Below are 10,036 nucleotides of genomic sequence, written 5' to 3' on the forward strand. Positions count from 1 at the left end.
GAAAACAGGCGGTTTTTTCACAACGCCCTTAACCCCGTACGTGACCGGCGGCCTCCGTGCCCGACTCTCGCCCAACCCGCAACCACACCACCAACACGGCAAACCAATCCAGCCACCGCACTAGCGGTCTAACTGGCGGTCGAGCTACCGGTCGAGCGAGCGGTCGAGCCAGCGGTTGGGTCCGTGGTTGGGCCAGCGTTAAGGCCAGAGTTAAAGACAGCGCCTGAAACCCTTGCAGCGCCTAAGAAGAGAGACCGAGCATGACGCGCGCACTGATCGTCGTCGACGTCCAGAACGACTTCTGCGAAGGCGGCTCGCTGCCGGTCTCCGGCGGCTCGGCCGTCGCGGCCGGCGTCACCGGGCTGCTGGCCGGCCCGGGCCGCGGCGGCTTCGAACACGTGGTCGCCACCCGCGACTGGCACACCGACCCCGGCTCGCACTTCGCGGCCGAGCCGGACTACGTGAACAGCTGGCCGGTGCACTGCGTGGCCGGGACCAAGGGTGCGGAGTTCCACCCGGACTTCGACCGCACGCACGTCGACGAGGTCTTCTCCAAGGGCGCGTTCCAGGCCGCGTACAGCGGCTTCGAGGCCGTGGAGGGCTCGGACACGCTGCTGGGCGACTGGCTGCGGGCCCGCGGCGTGGACGAGGTGGACGTGGTCGGGATCGCGACGGACTACTGCGTGCGGGCCACGGCGCTGGACGCGGTGAAGTCGGGACTGCGGACTCGGCTGCTCGGCGACTTGGTCGCCGGGGTGGCTGAGGGGTCGACGGCTGCGGCGTTGGCGGAGATGCGGGCTGCGGGAGTGGAAGTCGTTTCGGCGGCGCAGGGCTGAGTGAGGCACTGGCGCGAGGCTGAGCTGGACACCGGCACAAGCGCTAGGCAAGCCACCGCCGCACATCGCACCCGCCCGAAACCGGCTGGCCCGGCACCCCCGCGGCCGGGCAAGATGGCCGGCGTGGCGGGGAAACCGGGGAAGCTGGAACTCAGGACCCGGATAAGCCATGTCGGCGTGGACGGGCGCGAGTACCGGGTGATCCGGCCGGACCGCCCGGCGCCCCGCCTGGTCCTGCACGACGGGAGCTTCTGGTACGCCGGCTACGCCGACCTCGACGCCTTCCAGCAGCTGACCGTCCTGTGGGCGCTGGCAGCCGCCTCACCACGCTCGATCGTCTACGTCCCGATGCGGCAGAACCCCTCGCCCTTCCAGGGCCGCAGCTTCGATCTGGTGCTGTCCTACGCCTCGCTCCAGCTCCGGCCCTCGCGCTGGAAGGCGATCCGCTCCCGGCTCGGCAGCGGCGCGGTGCACACGGCCCGGCTCTCGGCCCCTGACCGGGACGAGAAGCCCGACTACTCCCGGATGCTGCATCGCGAGTACCGTGACGTGCTGAACTTCGACAACGCCAGTGACACGGTGTTCGTCACCGGCGGCCGTGAGTCGTTCCACCGTGCCGCCGTGCAACTCAGTGCCCTGCCGCATTGGACGATCGGGCGCTCGATCACGGATCCGCACCATCTGTGCGTCGAGATCACGATCGGCACCTGGTCCTGGTCGCTGGCGCGTACCCGGCACAACACCCCGGGCATGCTGCACTTCCAGTACGAGCCCGGCAGCTGGTGAGCTACCGCGCGCGCCGGCGCTTCAGGCGGGTCCAGTACAGCACCGTCACGACCAGCAGCACCGCGACCATGCCGCCGAGGTAGGCCTCGGAGGTCGCGTTCAGGACGTTCATCTTCGTCGGCACGCTGATCGTCTCGGCGAGCTTGTCCTCGCGGTCGTGGACCGACTGCGACATCAAGTAGCCCAGCGGCACGATGCCGATCGCCGAGATCAGCAGGACCGCCAGGGTGTGCCCGGCGCGCTCCAGCGGCCCGGCCTTCACCACGATCTTGGGAGCCTGCTTCTTCGGCCCGCGCGGGCCGTCGAACTCGGTGCGGGAGGCGCCTTGCGGCTCGTCGGACTGCTTGGGGCCGGTGGTGATCTCCGGGCCGTCGAACGGCTTGCCGTCCGGCCGCAGCAGCCGGATGCGCAGCGACTGGTTGCCCGCCGACAACTGCGCGGGGGTCTGCTTCGGCACGACGTACATGCCCGGCCCGCCGGTGATCGAGATGCCCATCCCGGAGGCGCTGGCCACCGGGCCGACCGGGGACGTCGCAGACGCGTCGCCAACCCCGGCTTCGGCGCCGAAGCCGGGCGGCGGCGACGTCGGGCGCATGGGGTCGGGCAGCAGATCGTCGAAACTGCTGTCCGACAACGATTTCGGCGCGGTGAACGTCGGAGCCTTCGACTCCGGTGCGGCCGCCGGGAAGTCCGGCATGGCGGCCGGGAACTCCGGGGCGGCGCCGCGACCGGGGAACGTGTCCGCCGAGGGCTTCGCGTCGTCGAAGCTCACCTCGGACAGCAGACGCGGCGGCGCGAAGGCCGGAGCCTTAGGCGACTGCGACTGCGACTGCGACTGCTGCGGCTGCGGCTGCGATTGCGGCTGGGACTGCGACGGCGCGGCGGGCGCTTCGGTGACCGTGCGGGACATCCCGGAGCCCGCCGAATCGTCCTGAGACGACCCGGCAGCCGAGGCGCCGGCGGCCCGCGGCGGCGGGGGCACCGCGCCGGATTCCACGACCAGATCCGCGTCCGCGCCGCCACCGGCCTTCTTCGGCATCGGCTTGCTGGTACCCGGGACCCACTTCGAACCGTCCCAATACCGTATGTATCCGGGCACTGAGGGGTCTGGGTAATAACCGGGACGCGGTGAACTCTCCACGATCACCGAGCCTAGAACACTGCCGCCCAAACCTGTACGGGTGCCGGGATTCCTTACGCAACCTTGGGGAATCCAGACACCCGCCACAATGACCAGGTACTACGTCCTTTGCAGTAGAAGCCCGGCGGGGGCTCACAGATTCCCGCGGAGCTCCTGCTCGCGCTCGATGGCCTCGAAGAGGGCCTTGAAGTTGCCCTTGCCGAAGCCCTGGCTGCCGTGCCGCTCGATCAGCTCGAAGAACACCGTCGGGCGGTCCTGCACCGGCTTGGTGAAGATCTGGAGCAGGTAGCCCTCCTCGTCCCGGTCGACCAGGATCTTGCGCTTCTGCAACTCCTCGACCGGCACGCGCACGGTGCCGATCCGGCCGCGCAGCTCCTCGTCCTGGTAGTAGGAGTCCGGGGTGTCCAGGAACTCCACGCCCGCGGCGCGCATCGCGTCCACGGTGGCCAGGATGTCGCCGGTGTTCAGCGCGATGTGCTGCACGCCGGGGCCGCCGTAGAACTCCAGGTACTCGTCGATCTGCGACTTCTTCTTCGCGATCGCCGGCTCGTTCAGCGGGAACTTCACCTTGCGGCTGCCGTCGGCGACCACCTTCGACATCAGCGCCGAGTAGTCGGTGGCGATGTCGTCGCCGATGAACTCGGCCATGTTCGTGAAGCCCATGACCTTGTGGTAGAACTCGACCCACTCGTCCATCCGGCCGAGCTCGACGTTGCCGACGCAGTGGTCGATGGCCTGGAAGATGCGGGCGTTCGGCTCGACCAGCGGCGCGCGCTCGACGTAGCCGGGGGCGTAGACGCCCTTGTAGCGCGAGCGGTCCACCAGCGAGTGCCGGGTGTCCCCGTATGCGGCGATCGCGGCCCGGACCAGGACACCGTTCTCGTCCTCGATCTCGTGCGGCTTCTCCAGGCCGGTGGCGCCGTGGGCGACGGCGTACTCGTAGGCGGCGTAGACGTCGGGGACGGCGATCGCCAGGTCGGTGACTCCGTCCCCGTGCTCGGCGACGTGCTTGGCGATGTCCGTACCCGGGCGGACCGAGCCCTTCAGCACGAAGCGCGCGCTGCCGGACTCCAGGACATAAGCCACCCGGTCGGTGCGGCCGGTCTCAGGGCCCGAATAGGCGACCACCTTCATGCCGAAGGCGGTGGAGTAGTAGTGGGCTGCCTGCTTGGCGTTGCCGACGGCGAACACGACGGCGTCCATCCCCTTGACCGGGAACGGGTCCTTGGCATCGGTGGACGGGCTGGCAGCGGCGGTGGTGACAGCGGTATCGGTCATGCCCTCACCATCGATCCACAGATCAAAGTGCGCAACAGGAGGTCAGAGAGCTATACAATCTGCTCAGTAGTGCTGCCCCTTGGGGAGTGTTTCTGTACAGTGTGACCAGCGACACATCGCCGCAAACCCGACATGGAAGGGAAGCATCCGTTATGCCCTCATCCGTTCCCTCCATCGACGACCTGGACGCCCGGCTGCTGGCCCTGCTCACCGAGGAGCCGCGGATCGGGATCCTGGAGGCGTCGCGGCGGCTGGGGGTCGCGCGCGGGACGGTGCAGGCCCGGCTGGACCGGTTGCAGGCGCGCGGCGTCGTGCGCGGCTTCGGGCCGGTGATCGACCCGGTGGCACTGGGCTACGGGGTGACGGCGTTCGCGACGCTGGAGATCCGGCAGGGCCGCGGCCTGGAGGTCCGCGAGCACCTGGCGGCCATCCCGGAGCTGTTGGAGATGCACACGATCACCGGTGTCGGCGACATGTTGTGCCGCATCGTCGCGCGGTCCAACGCCGACATGCAGCGGGTGATCGACAAACTGGTCTCGTTCGAGGGCATCCAGCGGACCTCGACGGTGATCGCGATGGCGAATCCGGTGCCCTACCGCGTGCTGCCGCTGACCGAAGTGTGCGCCGCCGAGCACGCCACCGAGCGTTCGGAGGGGTAAGGGTTGCTCCAGGGGTTTCTCAGGAGTCGCATTAGGTCACGGACGTCACGACTTGCGAAAACGGCGTTACCACGGATGCCGATATGGGCTAGTTTTGCTGCGTGTCCGAGCCGATCGAGGAACCCGCCGCGCCCATTCCCGAACCCCCGCAGCGGGAACCCCGGCCACAGACACCGCGTCCGTGGTGGTCCCGGGCGGTCCTGGGCGTCGCGGTCCTCGGCATCTCGCTGCTGGCGATGTACCACCTGACCATCACGTTCCTCACGAACTCGCCGACCAACACGGTCAGCACCAAGTTCGCCACCCCCATCGCCAAGTGGGTGTATCCGTGGTTCGAGCAGAACTGGCGGCTGTTCGCGCCGAACCCGATGTCCCAGAACTTCACCATCGAGGCCAGGGTCTCGACCGACTGCTACAGCAGCGTCACACCCTGGTACAACCTCTCGCAGATGGACTACGACACCATCGCGCACAACCCGTTCCCGGGCCACACCGAGCAGAACGAACTGCGCCGGGCCTGGACCGACGGCTACGCGGCCACCCATGACGACAACGACGTCCCCACCTCCGACCGCGGCGACATGATGCGGCAGTACCTGGTGAACATCGCGCTGGAGCGGATCAAGCCGCGCAGCGCGAAGGACGGGGTGGCGCCGAACAAGATAGAGAACATCGAGTTCCGGGTGACCACCACCGACATCGCGCCGGCCGAGACCCCGAACCAGGTCCAGCAACCGTCGGTGCACATCATCCCGTGGCGCCAGGTCGCCGCCGACGTGGTCTCCTACGGCTGCCCGAACGGGAGCGTGGCACCGTGACCTCGGACGTCAACGACACGACCGACATGGCCAACGCGGCCGACACGACCGACACGACCGACACGACCGACACGACCGACACGACTGATGCGGCCGACGCGATCGCCGGGGCCGACGGGGCGTACGCGGCCGAGGGCAACGGCAACGGCAACGGCAACGGCAACGGCAACGGCAACGGGGATGCTGCCGCGGCCACGGCCGCCGCGGTGGTCGCGGTCGCGATGGCCGCCGCCCGGCGCCCGAGCGCGCGCGACCAGCCGCTGGTGTGGCTGGCCCAGAAGATCGGCCAGTCCGTCACGCGGCTGACCACCCATGCGATCGCCCTCTACGGCACCGCGGTCCTGCGCATCGGCTACGGCTCGCTCTACCTGATCTTCCTGCTGCACGAGTACCCGAAGCACGAGTCGCTGTGGGGCCCGAACGCCCCCTGGACCCCGGCCCTGAACCAGCAGTTCGCCAACGACCCGGGCCTGGACTGGTTCGCCGTGGACCGTTGGTGGTACACGTTCCTCGGCCACGGCGGGAACGTCTGGTTCCAGTTCTGGTACCACGCGGCGATCCTGATCTGCCTGCTGATGCTGCTGGGCTGGCGCACCCGGGCCACGTCGGTCTGCTTCGCGCTCACCATAATGGCGTTCACCGGCCGCGACGTGTTCCTCACCGACGGCGGCGACAACATCATGGGCCTGATGGCCATCTACCTGGCCTTCAGCCGGTGCGGCGCGGTCTGGTCGCTGGACTCGCGGCGCAGGCGGCGGCAGGCCGACAAGCGCCGGGCCCGCGGGATCCCGGAGTTCACCTGGCCCGACTCTCCGGGCTGGCAGGCGGTCGCGGAACTGGACCGGACCCGCGAGGAGATCGTCACCTTCCTGCACAACGCCGCCGTGCTGGTGATAGCGGCGCAGACCTGCGTGGTCTACGCCGCGGCCGGACTCTACAAGTCGCAGGGCTCTTATTGGCAGAACGGGACCGCGCTGTACTACACGCTGCACCTGGACTGGTTCCGGCCGTGGCCCGGGCTGTCGAACTTCATGGCCGGCCAGAGCGTGACGATCGCGATCGTGGCGTACCTGACGGTGTTCGTGCAGATCGCCTTCCCGTTCGCCGTGTTCAGCAAGTGGCTGAAGTACCCGTGCCTGGTGGCGCTGATCGGGATGCACTTCTCGATCGCGGTCGTGATGGGCCTGCCGCTGTTCTCGGCCGCGATGATGGTCGGCGACGCGGTGTTCCTGCCCGAGGGGGTGTGGCGCTGGGTGGGGCGCAAGGTCGGGGCCGGGGTGGCACGGCTGCCTAGGCCCGGGCTGCCGCGTCCTGCTCCAAGTACTCCGCGAAGTCCGGAAGCGTCCGTACTCCCCCGTCAAGCACAGCCTCATAAATCAGCGTCCCATTGACCTGCCGGCCGTATTCGGGACGCGGCGTCCACTCCTCCTTGACGCGCAGGATGGCCTCGCGGGTCTCGTCGGTGAGCCGCGGGAGCAGGGTGCGCAGGTGGGCCAGGTCCGGCTGCCGTGCGGGGTCGTCGACGAACCACAGGTCCAGGCCCCAGTCGCGGGGCCGGGGCCGGGTGGAGCGGTAGCGGACTTGGAGGAACAGGCCGTCGGGGTACTTGTCGGGCTCGGCGTTCCAGTCGCCGGTGTCGTTCCGGAACGTCACCTGTTGCACGCGCTCATGCCGGGACAGCCGGGCGGCGAGCTGCGTGACCGCGTCGAAGGTGGGCAGGTCCAGGCCGGTGCAGGCGGTGGTCACGTCGATGTCCGGCTTCACCATCACGCCGAGCGCGGAGCTGCCGGTGCGGATCGGATCGCCGACGGCCTCCAGCGCGGCGAGCAGGTCCAGATCGTCCAGGACGGCGTCCGCCTCGCCCTGGAGAAGCCGCTGCCGCCGGAACAGATCATCGTCGATGCCCATCCGTCGAGTATGCGCCACCGACGTTCTAAGCTGCGCGTATGACCCGCACCGAACCCGCGCCGGAACCGGAGACCAGCCAGACTCTGGACCGGGGGATCCGGGTGCTCTCGGCGCTGGCCGACGCCACCGCCGGACTGACGGTCGCCCAACTGGCCGAACGCGTCGGGGCGCCGCGCACCGCCGGCTACCGCCTGGTCGCCACGCTGGAGGCGCACGGGCTGGCACGCCGGGACCCGGACGGCCGGGTGCATCTCGGAGTGGGGGTGCTGCGGCTGGCCGCGCGGGTGCACCCGCTGCTGCGCGAGGCCGCGACGCCGCCGCTGCGGCGGCTGGCCGAAGAGGTCGGGGCGACGGCGCATCTGACGGTCGCCGAGGGGCCGGACGCGCTGGCGATCGCGGTGGTCGAGCCGACGTGGACGGACTACCACGTGGGCTATCGCGTGGGGTCTCGGCATCGGCTGGCTCAGGGGGCCGCTGGGAAGGCGATCCTTTTGGGGCGCTCGGTTTCCGGGCTTGTGTTTAGCTCTGGGACGAACGCCGGCCCTCATGCTGATTCGAAGGCCGGTTCGAGCGCAGGTTCGAGTGCTGGCTCGAACGCCGGGGCGAGCGGCGGGTCGAATGCCGGGTCGAGCGCCGGGTCGAGCGCTGGCCCGAATACCGGCCCGAACGCCGGGTCAAGCGCTGGCCCGCACGCCGGGTCGAATGCCGGCCATAAGGATCCTGCGTCGCTCTACACCGTGAGCGAGGGCGAGTTGCAGGCCGGCGCGCACGGGATCGCGGCGCCGATCCGGGACGTGCCGGGGCTGGAGGCGAGCGTCGGGGTGGTGTCGTTCGCGCCGCTGGACAGCGCCAAGATCGCGCCGCGGGTGATCCAGGCGGCGGCCGAGATCTCCGCCGCTTTGAAGTGAGATCGCGCCTCAGCGCGGCGTCAGCTCGAAGACCCGCAGTTCCCGGCCGCTGCGCTCGGTGTAGACGTCGAAGTTGGGCCACGTCTCGGTCAGTACCGGCCAGATGTCCGTCCGCTCCTGGCCTTCCAGCAACCGCGCCGTGACCGGGATCTTCTTGCCCTTGACGGTCAGCGTCGCGTCCGGGTTCGCCATAAGGTTCAGCGTCCACACCGGATGGTGCTCCTGACCCCAGTTCGAACCGGTGAGGTAGTACTTGCCCTCGTGGCCGACGTAGAGCAGCGGCACGGAGCGCTCCTTGCCGGTCTTGCGGCCCACCGTGGTGAGCAGCAGCCCGGTCATGCCGGACGGGCTCATGGCGCCGACGCGGCCGCGCGTCACCTTGTACAGGACACGGTCCACGCGCGGGATGGTGTGCTTGCCGACCGCCACGAACCACGGCTGGCGGGCCAGGGTCTGGGCCGTACGCTTCATTCCCTTAGGGGTCATGGCGCGGAGTATGGCACTTGACGTGCCAGCAGAGAAGAACGCGTTGCGCTCTGTACCTACTAGTATGTACAGTGACGGTCATGGACACGGCAGACCGGCTCATCGAGAGCACCAGGGAGCTTCTCTGGGAACGCGGATACGTGGGCACCAGCCCGAAGGCCATCCAGCAGCGCGCCGGAGCCGGCCAGGGCAGCATGTACCACCACTTCGACGGCAAGCCCGCCCTGGCGCGCGCCGCCATCGAGCGCACGGCCGAGGAGATGAGCGCCCTGGCCGAGCTCCAGTTCACCGGGCCCGGCACCGCCCGCGAGCGCCTGACCGCCTACCTGCTGCGCCAGCGCGACGTGCTGCGCGGCTGTCCGATCGGCGGCCTGACGCAGGACCCGGACATCATGGCCGATGCCCTGCTGAAGGCCCCGGTCACGCAGACGTTGGCGTGGCTGCGCGGCCGGATCGCGGATCTGGTCACCGAGGGCGTGGCGGACGGTTCGCTGCCCCCGGTCCTGAACCCGACGAACACCGCCGCCGCGATCGTCGCGGCGATGCAGGGCGGCTACGTGCTGGCCCGCGCGGCCGACGACCCCGCCCTGTTCGAGAACGCCATAGCCGGAATCCTTCCCCTGCTTGGAGAGCGCTGATGTACGCGATGCAGTATGAGATCTCCCTGCCCGCCGACTACGACATGGGCATCCTGCGCGAGCGGGTGGAGAAGGCCAAGCCCCTGCTCGATGATCGGGAGGGCGTGGGTTTCAAGGCGTATGCGATCCGGGAGGCGGCGAAGGGCTCGCCGGTGAATCAATACGCTCCGTTCTACTTCTGGAGCGACACCGGCGCGATGAGCAGTTTCCTGTTCGCGGACAACGGATTCGAGCGGATCATCCGCAGCTTCGGGCGGGTGCCGGTACGGCAGTGGACGGGCGTCGCGCACTACGCCGGACCCGCGCGGGCGGCGGAGGCGTTGCCGCGGGCGGCTTCGCGGCGGACGCGGCCGGTGCCGGTGTTCGACGACACGCTGGGCGCGTGGCTGGCGGAGACGGCCGCGGAGGCTGAGCGGACGGCGCGGCGCGATGGGGCGCACACGGTCGGGCTGGCGATCGACCCGACGCGGTGGGAGTTGGTGGAGTTCGCTTTGTGGGCCGATGCGGTGCCGGGGGATGTCGAGGCCACGGAGCGGTATGAGGTGCTGCATGTTTCGAAGCCGTCGATCGGGGAGCTG

At 69.4% G+C, this 10,036-nt stretch carries 11 protein-coding genes and 1 pseudogene; 8 read left to right on the forward strand and 4 right to left on the reverse strand.

The window, feature by feature from the left end:
* Nucleotides 1-260 precede the first annotated feature (260 nt).
* Both IZR01_RS44885 and IZR01_RS44890 read left to right on the forward strand, forming a co-directional pair.
* Entirely contained in the window at nucleotides 261-836 is a 576-nt protein-coding gene (locus IZR01_RS44885; protein WP_194898435.1) for an isochorismatase family protein, read from the forward strand.
* Nucleotides 837-959: 123 nt separating this feature from the next.
* Nucleotides 960-1,622 (forward strand): hypothetical protein, encoded by a 663-nt coding sequence (locus IZR01_RS44890; protein WP_194898434.1) that lies wholly within the window; start codon nucleotides 960-962, stop codon nucleotides 1,620-1,622.
* Nucleotide 1,623: 1 nt separating this feature from the next.
* Here IZR01_RS44890 and IZR01_RS44895 read toward each other — a convergent pair whose 3' ends face one another.
* Together IZR01_RS44895 and hppD are read right to left on the reverse strand one after the other, a co-directional pair.
* Complete coding sequence (locus tag IZR01_RS44895; RefSeq protein ID WP_323747282.1) at nucleotides 1,624-2,850, reverse strand: DUF2510 domain-containing protein; 1,227 nt, start codon at nucleotides 2,848-2,850, stop codon at nucleotides 1,624-1,626.
* 45 nt (nucleotides 2,851-2,895) lie between these two features.
* Nucleotides 2,896-4,041, reverse strand: a complete 1,146-nt coding sequence (gene hppD, locus IZR01_RS44900) for a 4-hydroxyphenylpyruvate dioxygenase (protein WP_194927397.1) — start codon at nucleotides 4,039-4,041, stop codon at nucleotides 2,896-2,898.
* A 152-nt stretch (nucleotides 4,042-4,193) separates the two neighbouring features.
* Here hppD and IZR01_RS44905 point away from each other — a divergent pair, with 152 nt between their 5' ends.
* The 3 genes from IZR01_RS44905 (at nucleotide 4,194) to IZR01_RS44915 (ending at nucleotide 6,909) form a co-directional block, all read left to right on the forward strand.
* Entirely contained in the window at nucleotides 4,194-4,700 is a 507-nt protein-coding gene (locus IZR01_RS44905) for an Lrp/AsnC family transcriptional regulator (protein WP_194927398.1), read from the forward strand.
* A gap of 101 nt (nucleotides 4,701-4,801) precedes the next feature.
* Nucleotides 4,802-5,518, forward strand: a complete 717-nt coding sequence (locus IZR01_RS44910) for a DUF5819 family protein (protein ID WP_194898430.1) — start codon at nucleotides 4,802-4,804, stop codon at nucleotides 5,516-5,518.
* Nucleotides 5,515-6,909 carry an HTTM domain-containing protein gene (locus IZR01_RS44915; protein WP_323747283.1) on the forward strand — a complete coding sequence of 465 codons (1,395 nt, stop codon included), beginning with the start codon at nucleotides 5,515-5,517 and terminating at the stop codon, nucleotides 6,907-6,909. The genes IZR01_RS44910 and IZR01_RS44915 overlap by 4 nt, the downstream gene beginning before the upstream one ends.
* Here IZR01_RS44915 and IZR01_RS44920 read toward each other — a convergent pair.
* On the reverse strand, nucleotides 6,809-7,426 hold the full coding sequence (locus IZR01_RS44920; protein ID WP_194927399.1) for a hypothetical protein: 618 nt from the start codon (nucleotides 7,424-7,426) through the stop codon (nucleotides 6,809-6,811). The two genes, IZR01_RS44915 and IZR01_RS44920, sit on opposite strands and share 101 nt — an antisense overlap.
* A 38-nt stretch (nucleotides 7,427-7,464) precedes the next feature.
* Between IZR01_RS44920 and IZR01_RS54595 the strand changes: the two are divergent.
* Nucleotides 7,465-8,028: pseudogene (locus IZR01_RS54595) on the forward strand (IclR family transcriptional regulator); the annotation flags it as partial.
* Between the two features lie 315 nt (nucleotides 8,029-8,343).
* On the opposite strand, the gene IZR01_RS44930 reads toward IZR01_RS54595, so the two are convergent.
* A complete protein-coding gene (locus IZR01_RS44930; RefSeq protein WP_194898428.1) occupies nucleotides 8,344-8,820 on the reverse strand; it encodes a nitroreductase family deazaflavin-dependent oxidoreductase in 477 nt (158 codons plus the stop codon).
* Between the two features lie 80 nt (nucleotides 8,821-8,900).
* Between IZR01_RS44930 and IZR01_RS44935 the strand changes: the two genes are divergently transcribed.
* A complete protein-coding gene (locus IZR01_RS44935; RefSeq protein WP_194927400.1) occupies nucleotides 8,901-9,458 on the forward strand; it encodes a TetR/AcrR family transcriptional regulator in 558 nt (185 codons plus the stop codon).
* Nucleotides 9,458-10,036 (forward strand): DUF4865 family protein (locus IZR01_RS44940; RefSeq protein ID WP_194927401.1); only part of this gene is annotated, 579 nt, incomplete at its 3' end. The genes IZR01_RS44935 and IZR01_RS44940, both read left to right, overlap by 1 nt.

Origin of the sequence: Catenulispora pinisilvae (assembly GCF_015356865.1) — a bacterium.
GTDB lineage: Bacteria > Actinomycetota > Actinomycetes > Streptomycetales > Catenulisporaceae > Catenulispora > Catenulispora pinisilvae.

What these genes read in the sequence shown, in the direction of transcription:
- IZR01_RS44930 (WP_194898428.1), bottom strand. Translation starts at nt 8,820, where the DNA reads ATGACCCCTAAGGGAATGAAGCGTACGGCCCAGACCCTGGCCCGCCAG.
- hppD (WP_194927397.1), bottom strand. Translation starts at nt 4,041, where the DNA reads ATGACCGATACCGCTGTCACCACCGCCGCTGCCAGCCCGTCCACCGAT.
- IZR01_RS44905 (WP_194927398.1), top strand. Translation starts at nt 4,194, where the DNA reads ATGCCCTCATCCGTTCCCTCCATCGACGACCTGGACGCCCGGCTGCTG.
- IZR01_RS44920 (WP_194927399.1), bottom strand. Translation starts at nt 7,426, where the DNA reads ATGGGCATCGACGATGATCTGTTCCGGCGGCAGCGGCTTCTCCAGGGC.
- IZR01_RS44935 (WP_194927400.1), top strand. Translation starts at nt 8,901, where the DNA reads ATGGACACGGCAGACCGGCTCATCGAGAGCACCAGGGAGCTTCTCTGG.
- IZR01_RS44885 (WP_194898435.1), top strand. Translation starts at nt 261, where the DNA reads ATGACGCGCGCACTGATCGTCGTCGACGTCCAGAACGACTTCTGCGAA.